Raw genomic sequence first — 23,625 nt, 5'->3', positions numbered from 1 at the left:
GCATGTGGCCTGCGGCTGATCTGCTGATCCGGCATGGATAACATCCTCAACATGCTGCCCCCGCTGCTCGAAGGCGCGGGCACCACCCTCCAGCTGTTCTTCATCACCCTGATCCTGGCGATTCCGCTGGGGCTGGTGCTGGCGCTGCTGCGCATGTCGCGCTTTGCCGTCGTGCGCCAGGCGGTGAGCGGCTATATCTGGCTGATGCGCGGCACACCGCTGATGCTGCAGCTGCTGTTCATCTACTTTGCGCTGCCGTTTGTGCCGGTGATCGGCGTCAGGCTGCCGGACTTCCCGTCGGCGGTGGTGGCGTTTGCACTCAACTTTGCCGCCTATTTTGCCGAGATCTTTCGCGCCGGCATCCAGAGCGTGGATCGCGGCCAGTACGAGGCGGCCAAGTCGCTCGGCATGAGCTATGGCCAGACCATGCGCCGCATCGTGCTGCCGCAGATGGTGCGCCACATCTTGCCGCCCATGAGCAACGAGACCATCACGCTGGTCAAGGACACCGCGCTGATCTACGTGCTGGCTCTGAATGACCTGCTGCGCGCCGCGCGCAACATCGTGCAGCGCGAGTTCACCGTCACGCCCTTCATCGTGGCGGCGCTGTTCTACCTGATCATGACACTGGTGCTGACCTGGATCTTCCAGCGCCTGGAGCAACGCTATGCCCGACAAGACCAGTAAGGAGGCCCAGCCGGCGCTGCTGCTCGAAGGCGTGCACAAGCGCTTTGGCGACAACCATGTGCTGCGTGGCGTGTCGCTGCGGGTGCAGCCGGGCGAGGTAATTGCCATTCTCGGCTCTTCCGGCTCCGGCAAGTCGACGCTGCTGCGCTGCCTGAACCACCTGGAAACGGTGGAGCAGGGTCGTATCGTCATCGCCGGCCAGACTCTGGTCGAGAACGATGCCGCCGGCAAGGCGCGCTACCCGGACGAGCGCCAGGTGCGCCGCATTTGTGCCTGCACCGGCATGGTGTTCCAGCATTTCAACCTGTTCCCGCACATGACGGTGCTGCAGAACCTGATCGAGGCCCCGATGACGGTCAAGGGCCTGAAGCGCGAGCAGATCGTGCCGCAGGCCGAGGAGCTGCTGCACAAGGTCGGCCTGAGTGACAAGCGCGATGCCTATCCGAACCGCCTTTCTGGCGGCCAGAAACAGCGCGTGGCGATTGCGCGCGCGCTGGCGATGCAGCCGGCGCTGATGCTGTTCGATGAGCCCACCAGTGCACTTGACCCGGAGCTGACCGGCGAAGTGCTGCGCACCATGCGCCAGCTGGCAGCCGAACACATGACGATGCTGGTGGTGACACACGAGATGGCGTTTGCGCGCGAGGTCGCGCACCGCGTGCTGTTCATGGACCAGGGCGTGATCGCCGAAGACCGGCCGGCGCAGGACTTTTTCCGCGATCCGCAACACCCGCGCGCCCGCGCCTTCCTGCAGCACATGCTCTAAACCCACAGCCCGTCATGACGACGGGCTGTTTTTTGGCTGCGATCAGGCTGCTGGTTGCAGCGATGGGTGCTGGGACAGCGCCACGTATTCGTGCACCGGCACTTCCTCGGCGCGACGCTGCAGGTCAAACTCGCCGGCAAAGCCGTGCTGTTCCAGCCAGTGGCCGAGCGAATGGCGCAGCAGCTTGCGGCGCTGGCTGAAGGCCGATTGCACCAGTCCGGCATAGGTCGGCAGGTGCAGTTGCGGTGGCTCGGCCAGCGGCACCATGCGCACCACGGCGCTGTTCACCCTGGGCGGCGGGTCAAAGCTCTCCGGCGGCACGAACAGCACCTGCTCCATGGCGTAGCGCCACTGCAGCATTACCGTCAGGCGGCTGTAATCGCTGCTGGCGGGCGAGGCCAGCATGCGGTCGATCACTTCTTTCTGCAGCATGAAATGCTGGTCGCGGATCACCTGCACATGGTCAAGCAGGTGGAACAGGATCGGCGTGGAGATGTTGTAGGGCAGGTTGCCGCAGACGCGCACGCGCTCCCAGCCGCGTTCGGCGACCAGCGCCGAGATATCGACCTTGAGCACGTCCGATTCGATCACGTCCAGCTGCGGATGCTGGCGCAGGCGCGCCGCCAGGTCGCGGTCCAGCTCGATCACGGTGAGCTGGCCGGCGCGTTCCACCAGCGGTTGTGTCAGCGCCGCCAGGCCGGGACCGATCTCGATCAGCGGTTCGCCGGCGCGCGGCGCAATCGCATCGACGATGCCGGCGATGATGCCGCCATCACACAGGAAGTTCTGGCCGAAGCGCTTGCGTGCCACATGGCCGCCGCTGCCACGCACGGCCTGCTTGCGCGGCGCGGCGCCACCACGGCGGGAGGAGGAGGGCGCGCGACTCAACTCGGCGTCCTGCGCATCTCGATGTAGGCGCGGCCGCGGATCTCTTCTTCCCAGTTGCGCAGGGCCTCACCGGCGCGCTGCTCACGCAGGGCGGCGCGCGCCATGGCGACCTGTTGCGCCTGCGTCATGGGCACCGAGCGGCGCTCCAGCAGCTGCACCAGATGCACGCCAAAACGCGAGGTGAAGGGCTGCGTCATGTTGCCGGCGGCCTGCAGCTGGCCCAGGCGCTCCTCGAACTCGGGCACGAACATGCCGGGCTGGGCCCAGCCCAGGTCGCCGCCCTGCTGGGCGCTGCCGTCCATGGACAGGCGACGTGCGGCATCGGCAAAATCGGTCTTGCCGGAGGCGATGTCACGGCGCACCTGGTTCAGCTGGGCCGTGGCCTGCTTGGCGGTCAGCTTGTCATTGGGGATCAGCAGGATATGGCGGGCATGGGTTTCCGTCACGCCAAACGCCATGTCGATGTTCTGGCGCTCGATCACCTGGATGATGTGGAAACCGTCCTCGGTGCGCACGGCATCAGTGCTCTGGCCCAGCGGCACGTTGCGGATCGCGGCTGCCAGATCGGCCGTCAGCTGCTCCTGCGGCACCAGCGGGCTGGCCTGCGGCGGGATGTCGCTGTACTCGCGCGCCACCTGCAGGAATTCCTGGCCGCTGCGTAGCGCCTTCACGGCGTTGTTGGCCTTCTGCTGCAGGCCCTGCACCTGTTCGGCGCTGGCGCCCGGTGGCACGGCGATCAGGATCTGTGCCATGCGCACGGCCGGCACCAGGCTATCGGGCAGGCCCTGCTTGATGCGCTGCTCGCGCAGCGTGCGCAGTGCTTCCAGGTCGCTGACCTTGGCCACTTCCTGGTTCACGCGGGCATCACGTACGCGTTCCAGCAGGTAGGCGTCACGCAGGGCGGCGCGGTACTGCGATGCGGCAATGCGGCGCTCCTGGATGAAGCGGGCGCGGAACTTTTCGGGGCTCAGATTGGCCTGGCGCGCCAGCGTGCGCTCACGCACGTCCAGCTCCTCGTCGCTGATGGTGATACCAGTACCGCGCGCCGACTGGATCGCGGCTTTCTGGAAGATCACGTCATCAAGCGCACGCTGCAGCAGCGCCTGGCGTGCCGGAACCGGCTGCTTGGCGGCTGTCAGGCTGCGGGACAGTTCGTTGGCGCGCACCTGGACTTCGCGGTTGGTGACGGGCTCCTTGTTGACCACGGCGACGATGTAGTCGCTCTGCACTCCGGCACGCGCGCCCTGGGCCTGCACGGCCGGCAGCAGGGCCTGGCCGCCCAGCAGCAGGGCGCAGGCCAGCGCCGGGGCGTGCATGCGGTGGAAGAAGGAGGGCTTGCGTACGGCAGTCATGGCATCTCTCTCAGAATGGCGATCCGGAGCTGTTGCGGCGATCGCGCAGCAGCTGGTAATTGGGGATATTGTCGGTGAAAGTCCGGATCGGGCTGGAGCCCAATCGTGACAATCCGTTGAACTCGAGCTGGAACATGATGCGGTTGTCCATCTTGGCCGGCTGGTGCTGGACCGCCTTGCGGTGCAGGGCAATGCGGCCGATCCAGCAGCAGCTGTCGTACTCGAGGCCGACAATCGATTCGACCAGGCGGCTTTCCTGCAGTGAGTAGAACAGGCGGCCGACCGTGTACCAGCGGCCCGGTCCCAGTCCCTGGCCGGCAGGCTTCTCGACGTCCTTGCTGCCCCACAGGTCGTTCAGCGGCCATTGCCAGCCGACGTCGATCTGTTCGGTGCGCTCGCGCTGGTGGCGGTAGTGCGCGGTGATGCTGCGGTAGGGGCCAGGCGTGTAGCTGCCGCCCACCACGCCGCGCATGGTGCGGCCGATTTCCGGATCCCACTGCATGCTGGCGCGGGTGCTCCACTGCGGTGTCCAGTTGACGGTGCCGTCCAGCAGCAGGTTGCTGAAGCTGTTGCTGTCGGGCGTGTCCTCGTCGTTGAGCTGGACGCGGCGTGTCTTGAGCTGCTTGCGCGCGGCCACGGTCAGGTTGGCCAGCTCGGCGCCATCGGCGTTGTCATACAGGCGGCTGGTCACGCCCAGCGTGGCCGAACGCGTATCGGCAATGCGGTCATTGCCGGAGAACGGATTCGCGCTGTAGATGCTGGACAGGTTGAAGTCCTTCAGCCAGCTGTCGTAGGCCGGCAGGTGGTTCTGCTCCTTGTACGGCGTATAGGCCAGGAACAGGCGCGGCTCCAGCGTCTGGCGCACGTTGCGGCTGAACATCTGCGTATCGCGCTCGAACACCAGCGAGCTGTCCAGTGTGGCGGTCGGGATCACCACGCTGTCGGAGCGCTTGCCGTTGTCCATGGCCGTATCCGTGCTGTAGTGGCGCGCGTTGACTTCCAGCGCCGGCACCACATAGCCCCAGGGGCGTATCCAGGGGTAGCTGACACGGGCGCGCGCGTAGCTGCGGTCGCCATCCGGGTATTCGGCCAGGCTGGAGTCGGAACGGAAACGCGTGTGATCCAGATCCAGCGACAGGTCAAAGCCGCGCACATCGTCACGCGTGTAGTTCAGGTGCAGCTGCGGCGACTTGTCGTAGGGCGGAATGATGGGGTCTGGCTGCTGCAGCGTCTGCCACTTCTCGTTGCGGATAAAGCCGGACCAGTAGTCCTTTTTCCAGCCCAGCTGGATGTTGCTGGAGAAGGTGCGTTCGCTCAGCAGCGTGTTGCGGCTGTCGAAGTTGTAGAAATCGCGCCAGTAGTTGTCATCGCTGACGCGTTCCAGATGCATGTCGAGCTTGAACTGGCCGTAGCGCTCCGGCACCGACGGGAAGGTCTGCGCATGCTGGAACACGTAATGCCAGCGGTCCAGGTTGTCACGCAGATTGTCGCCCGGCAGGTAATTGGCCTGCAGGTTGCCGGCATAGGTGTCTTCCAGGTAGCGGAACTGGCCGAATAGATCCACGCCGCGCTTGCTGTAGACCGTGGGCATGACGGTGGCATCGCGGTTGGGCGCGATATTGAAGTAGTAGGGCTGCGCGACCTCGAAGCCGTCTTCGGTGCCGAGCGAGAAGGTCGGCGGCAGCAGGCCGGAACGGCGCTTGTCTGACAGCGGGAAACCCAGGCCACCGGGAATCGGCAGGATCGGCACGCCATAAAACACCAGCGCGCCATTTTCGACATAGCCTTCGTCGGCCTCGGTGTCGATGATGATTTTTTCGCCACGGATATACCAGGCCGGGTTCCAGTCGCCTTCCTGCCGGTCGGCGCGGCGGCAGGTGCTGTAGATCATGTCGTGGCCGATGCTGTGGCTGCCGTCGATGAATTCGATCTTGCTGGCCTGGGCCAGGCCACCGGTGCGCTGCATCTCCATCTGCACGTTGTCGAAAGTGCCCGATTGCGTATCGAGCTGCATTTGCAGCGCATCGCCGCTGTAGACATTGCCAGCGCGCTCGATGCGTACATCGCCCTTGGCGGTGACCTCGTTGGCGGGAATCGAATAGTGCAGCAACTCGCCCTGCACCACGGTGCCGGGCTGCTGGATCACGGCGGCGCCGGTAGCGGTGACGTCCAGGTCGACCTGGCCTTCGATCTGGTTGGCCTCGATCACGGTCGGACCGCTGGCAGGCTCCTGCGGCGCCGAGGCGGCCGCGACCGGCGGCACGATGGAAATGTCGTAGCCACGAGCCGCATCGGCCCAGGCCGGCATGGCCAGGCCGCTGCACAGCAGCAGCACGCCATGGGCGACAGGCGTACGCAGCCAGCGCGTGCTGCGGCGTTGCGAAAGTGCTGGGGAGTGCAGTCGGGAGCTCACGGTAGAAGAAGGGCAGGCTTTCGCCCACCAGGACAATTCCTGAAAAGAAGCATTCTGCCAGCCATTGGCCGGGCCGTGGCTGGCTGTGACAAAAATGCCATGGCGGCACGCCTTGCATACAATGGCGGCATGCCGCGCGCAGGTGCGCCGCACCCAATTATTACCGACTTGAACCATGTCCCTGCAGAATGATCCCATCGCGGCCCTGAACTGGTCCGCGCCCGAACGCGCCCAGCAGTTTTCCCAGTGGCTGGAAGCGATTGCCGCCCGCCAGCAGATTCGCCCCGAAAGCGTGGTGCTGGCCAATGCCGATGCCAGCTTCCGCCGCTACCTGCGCGTGCAGGGTGAAGCCGGCCAGCCCTCGCGCATCATCATGGATGCGCCGCCGGACAAGGAAAACTGCCAGCCCTTTGTGCATGTGGCCGGCCTGATGGAGCAGGCGGGCGTGCATGCCGCGCGCGTGCTCGAGTGGGATCGTGAGCACGGTTTCATGCTGCTGAACGATCTGGGCGGCGACACCATGATGACGGCGCTGGACGAACAGCAGCCGGTGGCGGCCATGCCCTACTACCAGCAGGCGCTGGACGCACTGCTGCCCTGGCAGCTGGCCTCGCGCCCGGACCAGTTGCCGGCCTACGACGAGGCCTTGCTGCGTCGCGAGCTGCAGCTGTTCCCCGACTGGTATCTGGCGCAGCACCGCCAGGTCACGCTCACGCCCGAGCAGCAGCAGGTGCTGGCCAGTACCTTCGACCTGATCGTGCAGCGCAACCTGGCCGCGCCCAGCGTCTATGTGCACCGCGATTTCATGCCACGCAACCTGATGCTGGGCGAGACACCGCAATCGCCGTTGGGTGTGCTGGACTTCCAGGACGCGGTCTACGGCCCGGTCACCTACGACATTGCCAGCCTGATGCGCGATGCATTCATCAGCTGGGACGAGGAGCTGGTGCTGGACATGACGATTCGCTACTGGGAGCGTGCGCGCAAGGCCGGCCTGATGGATTTCGAAGACTGGCACCAGGACTTTGGCGCCTTCTACCGCGCGGTCGAGTGGATGGGCCTGCAGCGCCATCTGAAAGTGGCCGGCATCTTTGCGCGCCTGACGCTGCGCGACGGCAAGGAGAAATACCTGGCCGATGCGCCGCGCTTCATCGAATACATCCGCCACGCCGGTCGCCGCTACCGTGAACTGGCACCGCTGCTGCAGCTGGTAGACCAGATCGAGGGCACGCAGGACGTTACCGGCTTCGCCTTTGGCCGCATGTAAGCCATGCCGCGTTTCCATTGCCCTCTGCCGCTGATTCCGGACACGGAGTTGCTGCTGCCACCCGGTGCGGCGCGCCATGTGCAGGTACTGCGGCTGCAGCCGGGTGATCGTATCGAGCTGTTCCATGGCGGCCTGCCCGATGCCGAGACGCCGGCCGATGCGCCCTGGCGCCATGGCCATGCCGAGGCCGAGGTGCTGCGCATGGGCCGCAGCGAGGTGGAAATTCGCATCCTCCAACTGCATCCGGAGCGCTCCGTGCCGGAGGCCGAGGTGCACCTGCTGGTTGGCGTGCCGGCCAATGAGCGCATGGACTGGCTGGTCGAGAAGGCCGCCGAACTCGGCGTGTGCAGCATCCAGCCCTTGCAGACCAGCCGCAGCGTGCTGCGGCTCAAGGGTGATCGCGCTGAACGTCGCCAGGCGCACTGGCAGGCGGTGGCGGTTGCGGCCTGCGAGCAGAGTGGCCGCACGTGCGTACCGCTTATCCACCCGCTGTGTGCGCTGCCGGAGGCGGTGACTGCGGCTGCCGGCCGCAAGGCGGTGCTGTCATTCGCACAGGGCAGCCAGCCGCTCCATGCCTGGGTGGGTGGCCAGCGTCCGCCACAGCCGGTCAGCCTGCTGTCCGGTCCGGAAGGCGGGCTAGATGCCGCCGAAGAGGCATTGGCGCTGCAACAGGGCTTCGAGCCGATCACGCTGGGTGCCCATGTGCTGCGCGCCGAGACGGCACCGCTGGCCGCATTGTCGCTATTGCAGCTCCTGCCTGCCGCACAGGCATGAAAAATCCCCCGGCAGCCAGGCTGGCGGGGGATGCTGCGGAATGCAGACGGGACCGGGCGATCAGGCCTCGGCGGCGTCAGCCTTGCGCAGGATCTGGTACAGCTCGTCCTTCAGGGCCAGCTTTTCTTTTTTCAGGACTTCGATCTCGATGTCGGTAGCCGGCTCCAGACGGGCTTCCATGTTCTTGATCTTCTGGTCCATGTCGTTATGCTTGTCGAACAGGCGCTCGAAACGGGCATCTTCGGTCTTCAGCTTGGTGATCAGGTCGCGGTATTCGGGGAACATCAGAGATCCTCTTGAGGTTGGTTGGAATGCTGAAAGCAGGAGTCCGGCAGGTCCTGCCGCATGCCTTCAGTATACCAAGGAGCGCTTCGGGCCAGAAGCGCTGCGCACACTCAGGGCTGCTTGCCTTGACGCACTTGGCGCTCATGTTCAGCCGCGTCATGGGCAATCTTCTTGCGGAAATACATGACAAAGAATACGGACATGCCAACGATGAACAGGATGGTAAACAGCGACAGCAGCCCAATATCGGTGCGGAACAGTTCGGTCATCAGGACATCCATGGGTTTTCTCCAGATAATAGTCAGATTGCATTGGAGCAGACTTGCCGGCAAGTGGATTTGACTGGAGTCAAATCACTCACGAATAGCTGAAAGTTTCCACGCTCTGGCACAATATACAATAACATATACCATCTGGATGTGACCATGACCACCACGGACGATACCCAGGACTCCACGCCGTCCTACGCAGGCGACATTACACCCCAGCAGGCCCATGATTGGCAGCAGCAAGGGCAGGGCCTGATCATTGATGTGCGTACCAGCGCAGAACAGGACTGGGTCGGCTTCGTGCCGTCGGCGGAGGCCTTGCCCTGGAAGGAGTATCCGGCGATGGAAGTCAATCCCGGATTCGACCAGCGCGTGCAGCAGCTGGCGGCCAGTCATCCCGGCAAGTCACTGCTGTTCCTGTGCCGCAGCGGGGCGCGTTCGATTGATGCCGCCACGCGCGCCACGGCGCTGGGGCTGGGGCCGTGCTACAACATTCTGGAAGGCTTTGAGGGCTCCCTGGACGCGGAGGGCCACCGTGGCACGCTCGGAGGCTGGCGCTATCGTGGCCTGCCCTGGCAGCAGAAGTAAGCCAAGGCCTATCAGCGTCATAGCGGGTGTCGATTGTCATATCAATTGATAATCATTATCATTTGATATACGGCCTCCAGCCTGGAGGTCCTACAGGAGATCATCATGGCCCGCATCCGCAAGCTCGTCCTTACCCATCGCCAGACCCTGCTCAAGACACTGAGCTACTCCGGCATGCACATGCTGGTGGCGGCCACGGTGGCGTATCTGGTCACAGGCGACATCAAGGCGGCGATTGCCTTGTCCCTGCTGGAGCCGGCGGTGCAGACCGTGGCCTATGTGTTCCATGAGCGCGCCTGGGAGCGCGTGCTGCGTCGCCGCCAGTCGCAGGCAGGCCAGGCCGCCGCGAACGCACCGGAGCAGCTGGCCGGATCGGCGGCCTAGGTGCGCTGCACCTGGTAGACCGCGGTGCTGGCCAGCAGGTTGGGGCACCAGCGCACCACTTCACCTTCGTGCAGGCCGAATTTGTCGAGCACGCGCAGGCCGTTGCGGGCGGCCAGCACGCCAAAATCGGCATGGGTACCGACGCGGATGTTGGGCGTGTTGTACCACTCGTAAGGCATGCGCTTGCTCACCGGCATGCGGCCACGCAGGATCGACAGCCGGTTCGGCCAGTGGGCAAAGTTGGGGAAGGCAATCACGCCCAGCTTGCCGACGCGGGTGGTCTCGCGCAGCATGGTTTCGGCATTGCGCAGGTGCTGCAGCGTGTCGATCTGCAGCACCACGTCAAAGCTGTTGTCGGCAAACATCGGCAGGCCGGTGTCCAGATTGATCTGCAGCACATCCACGCCGCGCTGCAGGCAGGCCTGTACGTGGGCATCGTCGATTTCCACGCCATAGCCGGTACAGCCGCGCTGCTCGCGGAGGTAGGCGAGCAGCCGGCCGTCGCCACAGCCCAGGTCCAGCACATGGGCACCTTGCGGCACCAGCCGCGCAATCGCCTCGATCGCTACCAGTCCGCCGCTCATGCTGCCACCCTCCGTTCAAAATAGGTCCTGACGCCTTCCAGGTATTGCGGGTTGTCGAGCAGGAAGGCATCGTGGCCGTGCGGGGCCTCGATTTCCAGGTAGCTGACGCGCCGACGGTTGTCCAGCAGGCCCTTGACGATCTCGCGACTGCGTGCCGGGCTGAAGCGCCAGTCGGTGGTAAAGCTGACCAGCAGGAAATCGGCCTGGGCACGCGCCAGCGTGCGCGACAGGTCGCCATCAAATTGCCGGGCCGGATCGAAATAGTCGAGCGCACGCGTGATCAGCAGGTAGGTATTGGCGTCGAAGTAGGTGCTGAACTTGTCGCCCTGGTAGCGCAGATAGCTCTCGATCTGGAACTCCACGTCCTGCGTCGAGTACTTGTAGCCGCTCAGGTTGGTCGATACCGCATCGCGCAGCTCGCGGCCAAACTTGCTGTTCATCACGTCATCGGACAGATAGGTGATGTGGCCGATCATGCGCGCGATGCGCAGGCCGCGCGCCGGCACCACGCCGTGCTCGTAGAAATGGCCGTTGTGGAAGTCCGGGTCAGTCACGATGGCGCGGCGCGCCACTTCGTTGAAGGCGATGTTCTCGGCGCTCAGGTTGGGCGCGCTGGCGATCACGATGGCATGGCGCACGCGCTGCGGGTACTGCAGCGTCCAGCTCAGCGTCTGCATGCCACCCAGGCTGCCGCCCATCACGGCCGCCAACTGGTCGATGCCGAGGGCGTCCAGCAGCAGGGCCTGGGCGTTGACCCAGTCTTCCACCGTGACGACCGGAAAATCGGCGCCATAACGCTGGCGTGGGCTGATCGGATCGGCGTCGGGGTTCAGGTCGCGCGGGCCGGTGCTGCCAAAACAGGAGCCCAGGTTGTTGACGCCGATGACGAAGAAGCGGTTGGTATCGACCGGCTTGCCGGGACCGATCATGTTGTCCCACCAGCCGATGTTGTCCGGCTCGTCGGCATAGTAGCCGGCGACGTGGTGCGAGGCATTGAGGGCGTGGCAGATCAGCACGGCATTGCTGCGATCGGCGTTGAGGGTGCCATAGGTTTCGTACGCGAGCGTGAAGTCACGCAGCGTGGCACCGCTTTGCAGGGTCAACGGCCCGGCAAAGTGCGTGGTCTGGGGAATGGCTACAAAGGACATGGCAAAAACAAAACCCGGTGCCGTCAAAAAACGGAAACCGGGTTGCAGGGCTCCGTTTAGCGGCATTTATCAGGCGCCCGCAAGCAGGAAGCAAATCGGCGCAACAAGTATGGGGCTAGTATAGCAAGCGCGCCCAGCCCATGCCAGCGTCAGGGCCAGAAGGCGGCGGTCAGCGCCAGCACGATGAAGATGGCGGCACAGATGCGGTGCACCCAGTGCATCGGCACCAGCCGCGTGATGCGCTCGCCCAGGAACACCACCGGCACGTTGGCCAGCATCATGCCGACGGTGGTACCGGCGACTACCCAGAGCCAGAAGTCGTCAAAGCGCGCGGCCAGTGCCACGGTGGCAATCTGCGTCTTGTCGCCCATTTCGGCGAGGAAGAACAGCACCACGGTCGTCAGGAACACGCCGTATTTCGGTTCGGATGGCTGGTCGTCGTCATCCAGCTTGTCGGGGATCAGCATCCAGATCGCCATGGCGATGAAGGATGCCACCAGCACCCAGCGCAGCACCTCGGGCGTGAGCAGGCCGGAGAGCCAGTTGCCAAGCGCGCCGGCCATGGCGTGATTCGCCAGCGTGGCTACCAGAATGCCCCAGACGATCGGCCAGGGCTTGCAGAAACGGGCTGCGAGCACGAGCGACAGCAACTGGGTCTTGTCACCCATTTCAGCCAGGGCGACCAGGCCGGTAGATACGAGAAAGGCTTCCATGAACAGCAGCAGAGTAGGGAATGCGGCATTCTAGCGACTCATGCATATCCGGGAAAGCCCGGATTTAGATGCTTGCTGACAACAGATCGTGCGCTGACACGGAAATGTCACGGGGCCTGCGGATACTCTTCGCGTATGATGTTCCAGACTACAAGGTGCCTGGGTACCTGTAGTGTTTTTCGCGGTGATTGATTTGTGTGTGAATGGGCCTCTTGACGTTTATCTCGCCCAAACGGACATCGCAGTTTTTGAATCATGGAGAGTCCGTTAATGGGCAACAAACTGTACGTGGGCAACCTGCCCTACGCTGTGCGTGACAACGATCTGCAACAGCAATTTGGCCAATTCGGCAATGTGGTCAGCGCCAAGGTGATGATGGAGCGCGACACTGGCCGTTCCAAGGGCTTCGGCTTTGTGGAAATGGGCAGCGAGGCGGAAGCCCAGGCTGCCATCAATGGCCTGCATGGCCAGGACATGGGCGGTCGCGCCCTGGTGGTGAACGAGGCCCGTCCGATGGAGCCGCGTCCCCCTCGCAGCGGTGGTGGTGGCTACGGTGGCGGCGGCTACGGCGGTGGTCGTCGTGAAGGCGGCGGTGGCTACGGCGGTGGCCGTGGTGACGGCGGCTACGGTCGCGGTGATGGCGGCGGTTACGGCGGTGGCAACGATGGCTTCCGCAGCCCCTACGGCGGTGGTCGTCGTGACGGTGGCAACCGTGGCGATGGCGGTGGCCGTCGCAGCTACGAAGACAACAACTACTGATTGTCGATCCCGGCTGTCATCCGCGTGCTGACAGCAGGAAGAGAACCCGCAGTGCTTTTGGGCATGCGGGTTTTTTGTTGTCTGTCGCCAGGGCCTAGTGCTGCAGCTCGGCCAGCGCGCGGCTGACCAGGCTGGCGGTCTGTTCCGGCTGCTCCAGCGGGAACAGGTGGGTGCCGCCATCCAGCAGATAGATGCGGCCCTGGGTGATGCGGCGCGGCGTGCCCATGCCGACCTGGCGCAGTTCGCGCGAACGGCTGCCGCCGATCATGGCGGCAGGTACCTGCAAGGGGTGCTGGCGCAGCCAGAGATCCAGGTTGTCGGGCAAGGTGTTGTAGATCGCGGTCTCGATGTCGCGGTCAAACGCCAGCGTGCGGCGCAGTGGCAGCTCCAGGCTCGGTGAGAGCTCGGTGCCATGGCGGATGTAGTCGCGCAGGGCATCGGGATGCCAGCTGGCAAACACCGGCTTGGCGGCAAAGTGCTGCAGCACCGCGTCCTCGCTCGGCCACTCCTGGCGCCGGCGGTGGCTGGTGGCACCGGGTGACAGGCGCTGGGTCAGTGCAGTCTGCTTGGTCAGGCGCAGCAAGGCGGCGCGCCAGCCGCCGAACACCGGAGAGTCCAGCATCAGCACGGCCTGTGCCAGTTGCGGTACACGGGCGGCCGCCATCAAGCTCAGGATGCCACCCATGGAGTGGCCGATCAGGTAGCGTGGCCGGCCTTGCGGATCGGGCAGGGCAGCGCAGAAATCGATCAGCTGCTGCACCATGTACTGCCAGTTGTTGCTCACCGGGTAGCGCGGATCGTGGCCGTACTTGTCGATGGCGTACACCGTATGGCCTTGCTGCTCCAGCTGGCGCAGCAGCACGTTGTAGGTGCCGGCGGGAAAACTGTTGCCGTGCGAGAAGACGATCTGGCCCGGCGGGGCGGTAAGCGTGCTCATGGGGCGCTCGGGAAAAATACTGCAATCCTTTTATTCTGCCAGCTTGGGCGGCAAGCTGCTCAGGCGCGGCGGTGCTGCTGTCTCTGGATGCGTGGCTGCAGCCGGCGTATCGGTGTCAGCTTCTTGTGGTCGATCGGCCAGTCCAGCACTTCCGGCGCGAACCATTCGGTCACGATCAGCGGGGCGCCACGGTGCAGGAACACCGAGTAGCGGCGCCAGATGCCGCGCTGCGGCAGCCGGTCGGCGTGCTCGCCGGCCTGTTGCTGCCATTGGCGCAGCACATGGCGTGTTTCGGGTGCATGCGGCGGATCGTACTGGTAGAACAGCGGCGTGCGGCGAATGCCGGGTGCGACGAACAGCAGGTGCGCCAGCGGCCGGTCGCCCAGGCCGCGCAGGCTGCCCCAGGACAGGCGGGCCTGCGGTGCCAGCACGGCAGAGCGGGCAAACACGCCGGGGAAGGACTCGTCTGGCGATCCGCACCATTGCAGCACGGTACGCACATGGGTGGAGCTGCCCTGCTGGTAGCGCTGGCGGCCTAGCGCGCGCTTCTCCACCGGCCACAGCGGTGCCTGGCGCTGGTGCAGGATCTGGATGCTGACCGTCTCGCACACCGCCTTGAGCCGGCGCGTCAGCGAGCCCTCGGCGTTGAGCCATTTGCGGGTGCGTGCGGCAATCGGACGCTGTCGCATGCGCTTGAGCAGCGGATTCGGCGTCAGCGGCAGGTTGGGGCGGCTGTCCATCACGCCTCGTCTCCGGGCGAGGCTGGCAGTTGTGCCGGATCGTGCAGGCGCGGCTTGCGTGGGCGGCCCGCCAGCGCCCGGTCCCACAGCGCATCGGGCAGCACCCGCATCAGGCTGGCGACCAGTCCCATCTGCCAGGGAATCACGCGCGAGCGGTCTCCGCGGGCAATCGCCCGGCGTGCGCGCTGGGCGAACTCTTCGGCCGTCAACAGAAAGGGCAACGAAAACTGGTCGCCTGCCGTCATCGGCGTGGCGATATAGCCTGGCAGCAGGGTGGTGACCTGCACGCCAGTGCCGCGCAAGTCGCCGCGCAGGCTTTCGCAGTAGGCGATGACGGCGGCCTTGCTGCCGCTGTAGGCGCCATGGCCGGGCAGGCCGCGCACGCCGGCGACACTGGCGATGCCGACCAGGTGGCCGCTGCCGCGCTGCTGCATCGGCGTGACAAAGGGGTGGAAGGTAGCGGCCATGCCGGTCACATTGGTGGCGAAAATCTGTTGCATGACGGCGATATCGCTGTGCTCGGCCGTATCCATGCCGTGACTGATGCCGGCATTGGCGATGACGATCTGTGGCAGGCCGAGCTGCTCCAGGCAGGCCTGGCCGGCAGCGATGATGCTGTCGGGCTGGCTGACATCGGCCGGGAACAGCTGGCAGCGCGCCGGGTCGATGGCGTGCTGCATCATCCAGTCCTGCATCTGGCTGACGCGGCGCGCTACCAGCGCGAGACGCCAACCCTGCTGGTAGTACTGCAGCGCCAGTGCCTGGCCCATGCCGCTGGAAGCGCCAGTGATGAAGACCAGCGGGCTGCTGCCCGCCGTGCTGGTGCCGGCAGCCAGGCTCATGGCTGCTGCGTGGCCGGGCGTGCCGCCTCGAACGTGGCCTGCACGCGCCCCTGGACGTTGACGGTCTGCTGCCCGTGCTGGTATTGCATGCCGGTGCCTTGCACCGTGACCTGCGGACCGTGCGTCAGGCGCACCGGCTGGTTGGTCTCCAGGCGCTTGCCACCTTCGAGGATGTGCAGGGTGTCGCTCTCGAACTGCAGCTGGGGCTGGTTGCCGCCATCCAGCGGACCGCGCGTGACGCGCACCTGGCCCTGCAGTTCGACGGTTTCCGCCTGGCGGTCCGCCACGCCGGTATTCGCACTGGCGCGCGTGACTTCGCCATCTTCCGACAGGTGGTAGCTGCGGATACCGTTGGCACGCAGCAGATCCCCTTTCGGGATATGGTCGCCATGGTCACCGGCGATTTCGGCACGCAGCACGCCGGCGGCATCGTAGGAGCGGATCTGGAAGTTGTTCAGGTAGTAATCGGGCTTGTCGGAAGGCGGTGCGGCACGGCCGCTGTCGTCTGCCGGCATGCTGCGCACCAGCCAGGTGGTACCCAGCACCAGCAGCGCCAGCAGTACCAGCGGCAGGAAGTCGGTGCCAATGCGCAGCACGCGGTCCAGCGTCTTTTCCGGGGCGCTGTGGTCACTCAGGCTGCGCTGCGGCACCTCGGGGGCGCGCAGCTGGCCGGTGGTGGGATCGATGGTCGGGCTCATGTGGCGGAACCCAGGTAGGGCGCGAGCAGGCTGGCGTAACGGCCGCTGGCCTGCAGCAGCAGGTCGCACAGTTCGCGCACGGCGCCCTGGCCGCCCGGGCGCGTCGTCACGTAATGCGCGCGCGCCAGCACTTCGGCATGGGCGTTGGCCGGGGCCACGGCAAAGGCGGTGTGGACCAGCATCGGCAGGTCCGGCCAGTCGTCGCCCATGGCGGCGGCCTGCGACCAGTCCAGCCCCAGCTCGGCCAGCAGGCGCTCGGCCGCAGGCAGCTTGTCTTCGGTGCCGAACACGGCATGCTGCACGCCCAGCGCCTGCAGCCGCGTACGCAGCGGGGCGGAGTCGCGGCCGGTGATGATGGCCGGCGTGATGCCAGCCTTCTGCAACAGCTTCAGGCCGTGGCCATCGAGCGTGTTGAAGCGCTTGAGGGTTTCGCCGCTCTCGGTATAGAGCAGGCCGCCGTCGGTAAGCACGCCGTCGACATCGAAAAACACGATGCGCACCGGCTGTGCCGCCAGCAGCAGGGCGGGGTCGAGGGTGAGGGCGGGACTGTGCATGTCAGATCACCTTGGCACGCATCAGGTCGTGCGTGTTGAGGGCGCCGGCCAGCGTGCCATCCGGGTTGGTCACCGGCAGGCTGCTGATGCGATAGTCCTCCATCAGGCGGGCAGCATCGGCGGCGAGGGCATCGGGGCGGATGCTGCGCGGGTTCGGGTGCATCAGGTCGGCGGCGCGCAGCGGGCGCACATCGGTACCGGCGGTGAGCAGGCGGCGCAGGTCGCCATCGGTGAAGATGCCGATCACCTTGCGATCGGCATCGACCACCAGTGTGGCACCGAGGCCCTTGGCGCTCATTTCCTGCATCACGGTGCCGAAGTCGGCATCCGGGGGCACGGCCGGGGCGTCGGCACCGGGACGCATCACGTCGGCCACGGTGGTCAGCAGGCGGCGGCCCAGTGCACCACCGGGGTGCGAGCGCGCAAAGTCTTCCGCCTTGAAGCCGCGCGCATCGAGCAGGGCGACGGCCAGTGCATCACCCAGCGCGATCTGCACCGTGGTGCTGGCGGTCGGGGCCAGGTTGAGCGGGCAGGCTTCCTTGGCGACGCTGCTGTCGAGCACGATATCGGCATGCCTGGCCAGGCTGGACTGCAGGCCGCCAGTCATGGCGATCAGCGGCACGCCCTGGCGCTTGAGCACCGGCAGGATGCGCGCCAGCTCGTCGCTTTCGCCGCTGTTGCTGATGGCCAGCACCACATCGACCTCGCGCACCATGCCGAGATCGCCATGGCTGGCTTCGGCCGGGTGCACGAACAGCGCCGGCGTGCCGGTGGAGGCCAGCGTGGCGGCAATCTTGCGTCCGACATGGCCGCTCTTGCCCATGCCCATTACCACCACGCGGCCCTGGGCCTGCAGGATGGTGCGCATGGCCTGGACGAAGGCGTCGCCGGCCTGGGTCTGCAGCAGGCGGTCGCTGCAGGCGCGTAGCGCATCGGCCTCGATGGCGAAGGCCTGCTGTGCCAGTTGCAGGGCGTGCTGCGGCTCCAGCGTGCTGGCGGGATGGGAGCGTGCGGTATCGGAAGTCATGCGGGAATTGTAGCGATTGGCCACGGCAGCGCCAGAGGCCACATGCAGCGGAAAGTATCATTATGATGTGGGCATCGACATGATCTGGAGCAAGCCGTGCAGTATCCCTTTTCCCGCATCCGCCGCTGGGCCATCCGTAGCCTGCCCCTGACACTGCTGGCCACTGCCGGGCTGGCGCAGGCGCAGGAAGCGCCGCCGCAGATCAACGAAGCCGCGTTCCGCACTTGCCTGGCGAATCTGCAGGGAACCCCGGCGTTCCGCCAGGTCAGTGCCGCCACCTTTGCCCGTTATACCAACGGCCTGCAGCCCGATGCCACGGTGCTGCCGCTGCTGAACCGCCAGCCGGAATTCACCATGCCGGTGTGGGACTATCTGGCGGTGCTGGTGGATCAGGAGCGCGTGGCCGATGGCCGCGCCGCCTACCAGAAATGGCTGCCGACGCTGCGCCAGATCCAGCAGCGCTACGGCGTGGAGCCGGCCATGGTGATGGGCGTCTGGGGCGTGGAAAGCAACTTTGGCCAGAACCTGGGCGGCCGTCCGCTGCTCAACTCGCTGGCCACGCTGTCCTGCGAAGGCCGGCGCCAGAGCTATTTCCGCACCGAGTTTGCCAATACCCTGCGCATCCTGCAGAGTGGCGATGTGCCCGCAGAAAAGCTGACCGGCTCCTGGGCCGGTGCCTTTGGCCAGACCCAGTTCATGCCCAGTACCTTCCTGAGCACGGCGGTGGACTTTGATGGCGATGGCCGCCGCGACATCGTCGACAGCGTGCCGGACGCGCTGGCCTCGACTGCCAACTTCCTGCGCAAGGCCGGCTACCGCAGCAACGAGACCTGGGGCTACGAGGTGCGCTTGCCAGCCGGTTACACGCCAGCCGTGAGCGGCCGCCGCAACAAGCGCGGCATGGACTACTGGGTCAGCCAGGGGCTGCGCCTGGCCGATGGCGGTGGCGCGCTGCCGCGCACCATGGCCAGTGCCGGTCTGCTCCTGCCGGCAGGCCGCAACGGCCCGGCTTTCCTGGTCGGCAAGAACTTTGACACGCTCTACAGCTACAACGCCAGCGAGAACTACGCGCTGGCGATTGCCCAGCTGTCCACGCTGGTGGACGGACAGCGCAACCGTGTCGGCTTCATCCAGGCCTGGCCGACCGATGACCCCGGCCTGTCGCGTGCGGAAAACCGCGAGCTGCAGACCCTGCTGCTGGCACGTGGCCACGCGATTGGCACAGCCGACGGCATGATCGGAGCGAAGACGCGCGACGCGATCCGCGCCGAGCAGACGCGCCTGGGCATGACGAGCAATGGCCGCGCCGGCCAGCGCCTGCTGACGGCCTTGCGCCAGCAGCGCTGAGCCAGCGTCGAATGACCACAGCATTGCGTTCAGCATGGCAAGTTGTGGTCACGGCCTGAGTTGACTTGTGCAACAATTTGAATCGGGCCATTCCCGGCACCACGTCTTGACGACTACCCTACAAAAATGACTACAGACAACGACACCCAAACCCCTACCGATCTTGGCTTCAAGGAAGCGGCGCGTGACTATCACCGCTGGCCTACTCCGGGCAAGATTTCCGTCAACCCGACCAAGCCGCTGGTCAACCAGCGTGACCTGTCGCTGGCCTATTCGCCCGGCGTGGCCGTGCCCTGCCTGGACATCGAGGCCGATCCGTCCAAGGCAGCCGATTACACCTCGCGCGGCAACCTGGTCGGCGTGATCACCAACGGTACCGCCGTGCTGGGCCTGGGCGATATCGGCCCGCTGGCGAGCAAGCCGGTGATGGAGGGCAAGGGCTGCCTGTTCAAGAAATTTGCCGGCATCGACGTGTTCGACATCGAACTCGACGAGCGCGATCCGGATAAGCTGGTCGACATCATCGCGGCGCTGGAGCCGACGCTGGGCGGCATCAACCTGGAAGACATCAAGGCGCCCGAATGCTTCTACATCGAGCAGAAGCTGCGCGAGCGCATGAACATCCCGGTGTTCCACGATGACCAGCACGGTACCGCCATCATTTCTTCCTCGGCGCTGATCAACGGCCTGGAACTGGTCGGCAAGCAGATTGGCGAGGTCAAGCTGGCGGCTTCCGGTGCCGGCGCTGCCGCCATCGCCTGCCTGGACCTGATGGTGGCGCTGGGCGTGAAGCGCGAGAACATCTTCGTCTGCGACTCCAAGGGCCTGATCTACGAAGGCCGTCCGGGTGGCATGGATGCTTCCAAGGAGCGCTACGCGCAGCAGGATACCGGCGCGCGCACGCTGGCCGACGTGGTCAAGGATGCTGACGTGTTCCTGGGCTGCTCCACGGCCAACGTGCTGAGCGGCGACATGGTCAAGACCATGGCTAGCCAGCCGATCATCCTGGCGCTGGCCAACCCGGATCCGGAAATCCGTCCTGAAGTGGCCAAGGCGGCCCGTCCGGACTGCATCGTGGCGACCGGCCGTTCCGACTACCCGAACCAGGTCAACAACGTCCTGTGTTTCCCCTACATCTTCCGCGGTGCGCTGGACTGCGGCGCAACCCGCATCACCGAAGAGATGAAGGTGGCCTGCGTCCACGAAATCGCCAAGCTGGCCAAGCTGGAAGTCAGCGACGAAGTGGCGCATGCCTATGTCGGCCAGGAGCTGAGTTTTGGCCCGGAATACATCATTCCCAAGCCGTTCGACAGCCGCCTGATCCTGCACATTGCCCCGGCCGTGGCCAAGGCGGCGCAGGAGTCCGGCGTTGCCACGCGCCCGATCGAGGACCTGCGCGCCTACCGCGATTCGCTGAATACCTTTGTCACCCAGACCGGCATGTTCATGCGCCCGGTGTTCAACAGCGCGCGCAGCGTGCCGGCCGGCCAGAAGCGCATCGCCTACGCCGAGGGTGAGGACGAGCGCGTGCTGCGCGCCGCCCAGCAGGCGCTGGATGACGGCATTGCCGAACCGATTCTGATCGGCCGCCCTGACATCATCGAGAGCCGCATCCAGAAGCTGGGCCTGCATATCCGCATCGGCGAGGGCGTGGGCGTGATCGATCCCGAAGACGACCCGCGTTTCCGCAGCTACTGGGAGGAGTACCACCGCTGCATGGGCCGCCATGGCGTGTCGCCCGAAGCCGCCAAGATTGCCGTGCGTCGCAGCAATACCGTGATCGCGGCGCTGGCGGTCAAGCTCGGCGATGCCGACTCCATGGTTTGCGGCACCATCGGCAGCTACGACAAGCACCTGGAAACCGTGAACAACATCATCGGTACCCAGTCCGGCGAAAAACTCGCTGCGCTGAACGCCGTGATCCTGGAAAAACAGACGCTGTTCGTGGCCGATACCTACGTCAACGAGAACCCCTCGGCCGAAGAGCTGGCGCACATTGCGCTGCTGGCAGCCAAGGAAGTGCAGCGCTTTGGCATCGAGCCGCGCGTGGCCTTCCTGTCGCATTCCAATTTCGGCACCAGCAACCGCGCCAGCGCGGTGAAGATGCGCGAGGCCTACCAGGCCTTCCGCAAGCTGGCGCCGGGCATCGAGTGCGAAGGCGAGATGCAGGGTGACAGCGCGCTCAGCTCCGAGCTGCGCAATGGTTTCCTGCCGGAAAACCAGATGAACGGCAGCGCCAACCTGCTGATCTGCCCGAACCTGGACGCCGCCAACATCCTGTTCAACGTGCTGAAGATCACCGGCGGCCACGGCCTGACGATTGGCCCGATGCTGCTGGGCGCAGCCGCACCGGCCAACATCCTGACGCCGAGCGCCACCATGCGCCGCGTGCTGAACCAGACCGCGCTGGCGGTGGTGGGTGCCAACGCACGCCGCGCCAAGTAAGCGCGCCTGACGGCTGCCAGCGCAAGCTGGCAGCCACGTCATCCACGCAAGGGGAGCTGCCAGCAGTTCCCCTTGTCGTTTGTGTCCTGTTTTTTCCGATTGCCGGAGCTAGTTGATGGAACCCCAGACCTGGATCGCCTTTGCCATGGCGTCATTGCTGATTTCGCTGTCGCCCGGATCCGGCGCGATCCTGTCGATCAGCCATGGCAGTGTCTACGGCGTGCGTGCCACCAGTGCCACCATCTGGGGCCTGCAGGCCGGGCTGATGGGCGTGCTGCTGATCGCCGGGCTGGGTGTGGGCTCGCTGCTGGTGGCGTCCGAGACGGCCTTCTGGCTGCTCAAGGTGCTGGGCGCGCTCTACCTGATCTACCTGGGCGTGAAGCAATGGCGCAGCCAGCACGGCATGCTGGAAGGCCATGCCGTGGAAGACGCGCTGAAAGAGGCGCGTGGCGGCTGGGGCCAGCGTTTCATGGCCGGCATGCTGACCAACCTGACTAACCCCAAGGGTATCGTCTTCATGGTGGCGGTGCTGCCACAGTTCCTGCAGCCGGAGCGGCCGGTGGCGATGCAGCTGCTGGTCATGGCGGCCACCATGGTCATCACCGATATCGTGGTCATGCACGGCTATGCCTTCAGCGGCAAGGCCTTGCGCAAGCTGCTGGTGACGCCGCGCGCGGTGCGCTGGCAAAACCGCAGCTTTGGGGCGGTGTTCATGCTGCTGGGGCTCAGCCTGTTCTTTGTGCAGCGGCGTACGACCTGAGGGCGAACTCAGACCAGCTGCAGGGCCTGATAACGTGGCAGTTCGTTCAGGAAAGCCTCTGCCAGCTTGCGCAGTGGAGTTCCCCCCATTTGACGGACACTTTCACTGAGAAGAAAGGAGCCCCCATGGGAAAAACCAAGCCCCCGTACCCCGAGGCATTCAAACAGCAGATCGTCGAGCTGTTTCATTCCGGTCGCAGCCAATCCGAGCTGGCACGTGAGTTCGATGTGTCAGCGGTGAGCATTGCCAACTGGGTTGCACGCGCTGCAGCCGATGCTGGCAAGCCGTTATCCGGCAAGGATGTGTTGACAACGTCCGAGCGCGAGGAACTCGTCCGCTTGCGCCGGGAGGTCAAGCGTCTTCAAACGGAGCGCGACATCCTGGCAAAGGCTACGGCCTGGTTTGCCGGACAAAGCGAGAAGACGTCCACGCCGTCTACGCGCTGATGCAGGCGAACCAGGCCGATCTCCCGATACGCACCATGGCCCGGGTGTTGGGTGTGTCCAGCAGTGGTTACCACGACTGGCTAAATCGCCGACCCAGTGCACGCGATCAGGCCAATGCCGAGCTGCTGCTGCGCATCAAAGCCATCCATCAGATGAGCGATACCACCTACGGCGTGCCGCGCATGGTCGCGCAACTGGCGCGCGATGGGGTGATCGTCAACAAGAAGCGCGTCGAACGCCTGATGCGTCAGGCGAGTCTGAAGGGTGTCAGCCGCCGGCGCGGCTGGTGCGTGACAACGCGCCGTGATCGAGAGGCTGGGCTGGCCAGCGATCTGGTCAATCGCCGCTTTGCGGCGGATGCTCCTAACCAACTTTGGGTGGCAGACATGACCTACCTGCCTACCTGGAGCGGGTTTGCCTATCTGGCGGTAGTCATCGACGTATACAGCCGCAAAGTAGTGGGTTGGGCCTTTGGCACGCGCATGACGGCCGATCTGGTGGTGCAGGCGTTGGAGATGGCCGCCTTCACGCGCAAGCCCCAGGGCGTCATCCACCACTCCGATCAGGGCAGCCAATACACCAGCACGGTGTTTGGCAAGCGTTGCGAGGAAATGGGCGTGCGCCCAAGCATGGGATCGGTGGGGGATGCTTACGACAACGCCATGGCCGAGAGCTTCTTTGCCAGCCTGGAATGCGAACTGGTCAACCGAAGAAGCTGGAAAAGCCAGACCGAGGCCAGGCATGCCGTGTTTACCTGGATAGAGGGCTGGTACAACCCACATCGGTTGCACAGCGCACTGGGCTACCTTGCTCCCAACGAATTCGAGCAAATCAATGCACAATCCGGGCAGTCCCCGGTAGAAAATACCACTGGTACCGCGCTGAATTCTTCAGCGCTCAACCGTCCGTGAGATAGGGGGAACTCCACTCCTGCCATTGCGGATGGGCATGC

25 protein-coding genes are annotated in these 23,625 nt (G+C 65.1%); 11 read left to right on the top strand and 14 right to left on the bottom strand.

The genetic code is table 11. From position 1 onward, the window contains the following. Nucleotides 1-33: 33 nt before the first annotated feature. Both ACI3EV_RS11000 and ACI3EV_RS10995 read left to right on the top strand, forming a co-directional pair. Entirely contained in the window at nt 34-687 is a 654-nt protein-coding gene (locus ACI3EV_RS11000; protein WP_329769601.1) for an amino acid ABC transporter permease, read from the top strand. Continuing rightward, on the top strand, nt 668-1,453 hold the full coding sequence (locus ACI3EV_RS10995) for an amino acid ABC transporter ATP-binding protein (RefSeq protein WP_329769599.1): 786 nt from the start codon (nt 668-670) through the stop codon (nt 1,451-1,453). The genes ACI3EV_RS11000 and ACI3EV_RS10995 overlap by 20 nt, the downstream gene beginning before the upstream one ends. Before the next feature lie 42 nt (nt 1,454-1,495). On the opposite strand, the gene rsmA is transcribed toward ACI3EV_RS10995, so the two are convergent. The 3 genes from rsmA to ACI3EV_RS10980 are packed head-to-tail and all read right to left on the bottom strand — an operon-like array spanning nt 1,496 to nt 6,106. Further along, nucleotides 1,496-2,284 carry a 16S rRNA (adenine(1518)-N(6)/adenine(1519)-N(6))-dimethyltransferase RsmA gene (gene rsmA, locus ACI3EV_RS10990; RefSeq protein ID WP_329769812.1) on the bottom strand — a complete coding sequence of 263 codons (789 nt, stop codon included), beginning with the start codon at nt 2,282-2,284 and terminating at the stop codon, nt 1,496-1,498. A 53-nt stretch (nt 2,285-2,337) separates the two neighbouring features. Further along, entirely contained in the window at nt 2,338-3,693 is a 1,356-nt protein-coding gene (locus tag ACI3EV_RS10985) for a peptidylprolyl isomerase (RefSeq protein ID WP_337691844.1), read from the bottom strand. Nucleotides 3,694-3,703: 10 nt separating this feature from the next. Next, nucleotides 3,704-6,106: an LPS-assembly protein LptD gene (locus ACI3EV_RS10980; protein ID WP_337691845.1), complete on the bottom strand. Its 2,403-nt coding sequence runs from the start codon at nt 6,104-6,106 to the stop codon at nt 3,704-3,706. 175 nt (nt 6,107-6,281) lie between these two features. Between ACI3EV_RS10980 and ACI3EV_RS10975 the strand changes: the two genes are divergently transcribed. Further along, complete coding sequence (locus tag ACI3EV_RS10975; protein ID WP_337691846.1) at nt 6,282-7,373, top strand: phosphotransferase; 1,092 nt, start codon at nt 6,282-6,284, stop codon at nt 7,371-7,373. Between the two features lie 3 nt (nt 7,374-7,376). Next, nucleotides 7,377-8,147, top strand: coding sequence for a 16S rRNA (uracil(1498)-N(3))-methyltransferase (locus ACI3EV_RS10970; protein ID WP_337691847.1), 771 nt, complete (start codon nt 7,377-7,379; stop codon nt 8,145-8,147). 60 nt (nt 8,148-8,207) lie between these two features. On the opposite strand, the gene ACI3EV_RS10965 is transcribed toward ACI3EV_RS10970, so the two are convergent. Together ACI3EV_RS10965 and ACI3EV_RS10960 are read right to left on the bottom strand one after the other, a co-directional pair. Beyond that, entirely contained in the window at nt 8,208-8,432 is a 225-nt protein-coding gene (locus ACI3EV_RS10965; RefSeq protein ID WP_329769592.1) for a YdcH family protein, read from the bottom strand. Between the two features lie 110 nt (nt 8,433-8,542). After that, nucleotides 8,543-8,713, bottom strand: coding sequence for a DUF3149 domain-containing protein (locus tag ACI3EV_RS10960; RefSeq protein WP_337691848.1), 171 nt, complete (start codon nt 8,711-8,713; stop codon nt 8,543-8,545). A 144-nt stretch (nt 8,714-8,857) separates the two neighbouring features. On the opposite strand from ACI3EV_RS10960, the gene ACI3EV_RS10955 reads away from it, so the two are divergent. Together ACI3EV_RS10955 and ACI3EV_RS10950 are read left to right on the top strand one after the other, a co-directional pair. After that, nucleotides 8,858-9,289, top strand: coding sequence for a rhodanese-like domain-containing protein (locus ACI3EV_RS10955; protein ID WP_337691849.1), 432 nt, complete (start codon nt 8,858-8,860; stop codon nt 9,287-9,289). 105 nt (nt 9,290-9,394) lie between these two features. After that, nucleotides 9,395-9,673, top strand: a complete 279-nt coding sequence (locus ACI3EV_RS10950; protein WP_337691850.1) for a DUF2061 domain-containing protein — start codon at nt 9,395-9,397, stop codon at nt 9,671-9,673. On the opposite strand, the gene metW is transcribed toward ACI3EV_RS10950, so the two are convergent. The 3 genes from metW to ACI3EV_RS10935 all read right to left on the bottom strand — a co-directional run bounded on the left by metW (nt 9,670) and on the right by ACI3EV_RS10935 (nt 12,118). Further along, entirely contained in the window at nt 9,670-10,257 is a 588-nt protein-coding gene (gene metW / locus ACI3EV_RS10945) for a methionine biosynthesis protein MetW (protein ID WP_329769584.1), read from the bottom strand. The two genes, ACI3EV_RS10950 and metW, sit on opposite strands and share 4 nt — an antisense overlap. Next, nucleotides 10,254-11,405 carry a homoserine O-acetyltransferase gene (locus ACI3EV_RS10940; RefSeq protein WP_337691851.1) on the bottom strand — a complete coding sequence of 384 codons (1,152 nt, stop codon included), beginning with the start codon at nt 11,403-11,405 and terminating at the stop codon, nt 10,254-10,256. Before ACI3EV_RS10940 ends, metW begins: the two co-directional genes overlap by 4 nt. A 149-nt stretch (nt 11,406-11,554) precedes the next feature. Beyond that, nucleotides 11,555-12,118 (bottom strand): TMEM165/GDT1 family protein, encoded by a 564-nt coding sequence (locus tag ACI3EV_RS10935; protein ID WP_337691852.1) that lies wholly within the window; start codon nt 12,116-12,118, stop codon nt 11,555-11,557. Nucleotides 12,119-12,388: 270 nt separating this feature from the next. Between ACI3EV_RS10935 and ACI3EV_RS10930 the strand changes: the two genes are divergently transcribed. Beyond that, a complete protein-coding gene (locus ACI3EV_RS10930) occupies nt 12,389-12,877 on the top strand; it encodes an RNA-binding protein (protein WP_329769578.1) in 489 nt (162 codons plus the stop codon). 94 nt (nt 12,878-12,971) lie between these two features. Here the strand turns inward: ACI3EV_RS10930 and ACI3EV_RS10925 are convergent, their stop codons facing one another. The 6 genes from ACI3EV_RS10925 to ACI3EV_RS10900 are packed head-to-tail and all read right to left on the bottom strand — an operon-like array spanning nt 12,972 to nt 17,675. Further along, nucleotides 12,972-13,814 (bottom strand): alpha/beta hydrolase, encoded by an 843-nt coding sequence (locus tag ACI3EV_RS10925; protein WP_337691853.1) that lies wholly within the window; start codon nt 13,812-13,814, stop codon nt 12,972-12,974. Between the two features lie 59 nt (nt 13,815-13,873). Beyond that, complete coding sequence (locus ACI3EV_RS10920; protein WP_337691854.1) at nt 13,874-14,554, bottom strand: chorismate lyase; 681 nt, start codon at nt 14,552-14,554, stop codon at nt 13,874-13,876. Continuing rightward, on the bottom strand, nt 14,554-15,396 hold the full coding sequence (locus tag ACI3EV_RS10915; RefSeq protein WP_329769574.1) for an SDR family oxidoreductase: 843 nt from the start codon (nt 15,394-15,396) through the stop codon (nt 14,554-14,556). The genes ACI3EV_RS10920 and ACI3EV_RS10915 overlap by 1 nt, the downstream gene beginning before the upstream one ends. Beyond that, nucleotides 15,393-16,094: an LPS export ABC transporter periplasmic protein LptC gene (gene lptC, locus ACI3EV_RS10910; protein ID WP_329769573.1), complete on the bottom strand. Its 702-nt coding sequence runs from the start codon at nt 16,092-16,094 to the stop codon at nt 15,393-15,395. The genes ACI3EV_RS10915 and lptC overlap by 4 nt, the downstream gene beginning before the upstream one ends. Next, on the bottom strand, nt 16,091-16,648 hold the full coding sequence (locus ACI3EV_RS10905; protein WP_337691855.1) for an HAD hydrolase family protein: 558 nt from the start codon (nt 16,646-16,648) through the stop codon (nt 16,091-16,093). Before ACI3EV_RS10905 ends, lptC begins: the two co-directional genes overlap by 4 nt. A gap of 1 nt (nt 16,649) precedes the next feature. After that, nucleotides 16,650-17,675 carry a KpsF/GutQ family sugar-phosphate isomerase gene (locus tag ACI3EV_RS10900; protein ID WP_337691856.1) on the bottom strand — a complete coding sequence of 342 codons (1,026 nt, stop codon included), beginning with the start codon at nt 17,673-17,675 and terminating at the stop codon, nt 16,650-16,652. 132 nt (nt 17,676-17,807) lie between these two features. Between ACI3EV_RS10900 and ACI3EV_RS10895 the strand changes: the two genes are divergently transcribed. From ACI3EV_RS10895 to ACI3EV_RS10880, 4 genes are all read left to right on the top strand, one after another. Then, entirely contained in the window at nt 17,808-19,022 is a 1,215-nt protein-coding gene (locus ACI3EV_RS10895) for a lytic murein transglycosylase (protein WP_405198071.1), read from the top strand. 126 nt (nt 19,023-19,148) lie between these two features. Next, the gene (locus ACI3EV_RS10890; protein WP_337691858.1) at nt 19,149-21,467 is read left to right on the top strand and encodes an NADP-dependent malic enzyme; all 2,319 of its coding nucleotides are present in this window, start codon (nt 19,149-19,151) and stop codon (nt 21,465-21,467) included. Between the two features lie 115 nt (nt 21,468-21,582). Then, nucleotides 21,583-22,227 carry a LysE family transporter gene (locus ACI3EV_RS10885; protein WP_337691859.1) on the top strand — a complete coding sequence of 215 codons (645 nt, stop codon included), beginning with the start codon at nt 21,583-21,585 and terminating at the stop codon, nt 22,225-22,227. Between the two features lie 125 nt (nt 22,228-22,352). Beyond that, nucleotides 22,353-23,584, top strand: a protein-coding gene (locus ACI3EV_RS10880) for an IS3 family transposase (protein ID WP_405197994.1) whose coding sequence is annotated in 2 segments (ribosomal slippage) — nt 22,353-22,620 and nt 22,620-23,584 — 1,233 coding nt in all. Because the reading frame shifts where the segments join, the coding sequence is not laid out codon by codon here. Nucleotides 23,585-23,625: the final 41 nt, after the last annotated feature.

This window comes from Allobrachymonas wangyanguii (assembly GCF_045055315.1).
Lineage (GTDB): Bacteria > Pseudomonadota > Gammaproteobacteria > Burkholderiales > Burkholderiaceae_C > Brachymonas > Brachymonas wangyanguii.
The sequence above is the reverse complement of the archived record's forward strand: the minus strand, read 5'-3'. Positions and strand labels throughout refer to the sequence as shown.

What these genes read in the sequence shown, in the direction of transcription:
- ACI3EV_RS11000 (WP_329769601.1), top strand. Translation starts at nt 34, where the DNA reads ATGGATAACATCCTCAACATGCTGCCCCCGCTGCTCGAAGGCGCGGGC.
- ACI3EV_RS10995 (WP_329769599.1), top strand. Translation starts at nt 668, where the DNA reads ATGCCCGACAAGACCAGTAAGGAGGCCCAGCCGGCGCTGCTGCTCGAA.
- ACI3EV_RS10985 (WP_337691844.1), bottom strand. Translation starts at nt 3,693, where the DNA reads ATGACTGCCGTACGCAAGCCCTCCTTCTTCCACCGCATGCACGCCCCG.
- ACI3EV_RS10975 (WP_337691846.1), top strand. Translation starts at nt 6,282, where the DNA reads ATGTCCCTGCAGAATGATCCCATCGCGGCCCTGAACTGGTCCGCGCCC.
- ACI3EV_RS10970 (WP_337691847.1), top strand. Translation starts at nt 7,377, where the DNA reads ATGCCGCGTTTCCATTGCCCTCTGCCGCTGATTCCGGACACGGAGTTG.
- ACI3EV_RS10965 (WP_329769592.1), bottom strand. Translation starts at nt 8,432, where the DNA reads ATGTTCCCCGAATACCGCGACCTGATCACCAAGCTGAAGACCGAAGAT.
- ACI3EV_RS10960 (WP_337691848.1), bottom strand. Translation starts at nt 8,713, where the DNA reads ATGGATGTCCTGATGACCGAACTGTTCCGCACCGATATTGGGCTGCTG.
- ACI3EV_RS10955 (WP_337691849.1), top strand. Translation starts at nt 8,858, where the DNA reads ATGACCACCACGGACGATACCCAGGACTCCACGCCGTCCTACGCAGGC.
- ACI3EV_RS10950 (WP_337691850.1), top strand. Translation starts at nt 9,395, where the DNA reads ATGGCCCGCATCCGCAAGCTCGTCCTTACCCATCGCCAGACCCTGCTC.
- metW (WP_329769584.1), bottom strand. Translation starts at nt 10,257, where the DNA reads ATGAGCGGCGGACTGGTAGCGATCGAGGCGATTGCGCGGCTGGTGCCG.
- ACI3EV_RS10940 (WP_337691851.1), bottom strand. Translation starts at nt 11,405, where the DNA reads ATGTCCTTTGTAGCCATTCCCCAGACCACGCACTTTGCCGGGCCGTTG.
- ACI3EV_RS10935 (WP_337691852.1), bottom strand. Translation starts at nt 12,118, where the DNA reads ATGGAAGCCTTTCTCGTATCTACCGGCCTGGTCGCCCTGGCTGAAATG.
- ACI3EV_RS10930 (WP_329769578.1), top strand. Translation starts at nt 12,389, where the DNA reads ATGGGCAACAAACTGTACGTGGGCAACCTGCCCTACGCTGTGCGTGAC.
- ACI3EV_RS10925 (WP_337691853.1), bottom strand. Translation starts at nt 13,814, where the DNA reads ATGAGCACGCTTACCGCCCCGCCGGGCCAGATCGTCTTCTCGCACGGC.
- ACI3EV_RS10920 (WP_337691854.1), bottom strand. Translation starts at nt 14,554, where the DNA reads ATGGACAGCCGCCCCAACCTGCCGCTGACGCCGAATCCGCTGCTCAAG.
- ACI3EV_RS10915 (WP_329769574.1), bottom strand. Translation starts at nt 15,396, where the DNA reads ATGAGCCTGGCTGCCGGCACCAGCACGGCGGGCAGCAGCCCGCTGGTC.
- lptC (WP_329769573.1), bottom strand. Translation starts at nt 16,094, where the DNA reads ATGAGCCCGACCATCGATCCCACCACCGGCCAGCTGCGCGCCCCCGAG.
- ACI3EV_RS10905 (WP_337691855.1), bottom strand. Translation starts at nt 16,648, where the DNA reads ATGCACAGTCCCGCCCTCACCCTCGACCCCGCCCTGCTGCTGGCGGCA.
- ACI3EV_RS10900 (WP_337691856.1), bottom strand. Translation starts at nt 17,675, where the DNA reads ATGACTTCCGATACCGCACGCTCCCATCCCGCCAGCACGCTGGAGCCG.
- ACI3EV_RS10890 (WP_337691858.1), top strand. Translation starts at nt 19,149, where the DNA reads ATGACTACAGACAACGACACCCAAACCCCTACCGATCTTGGCTTCAAG.
- ACI3EV_RS10885 (WP_337691859.1), top strand. Translation starts at nt 21,583, where the DNA reads ATGGAACCCCAGACCTGGATCGCCTTTGCCATGGCGTCATTGCTGATT.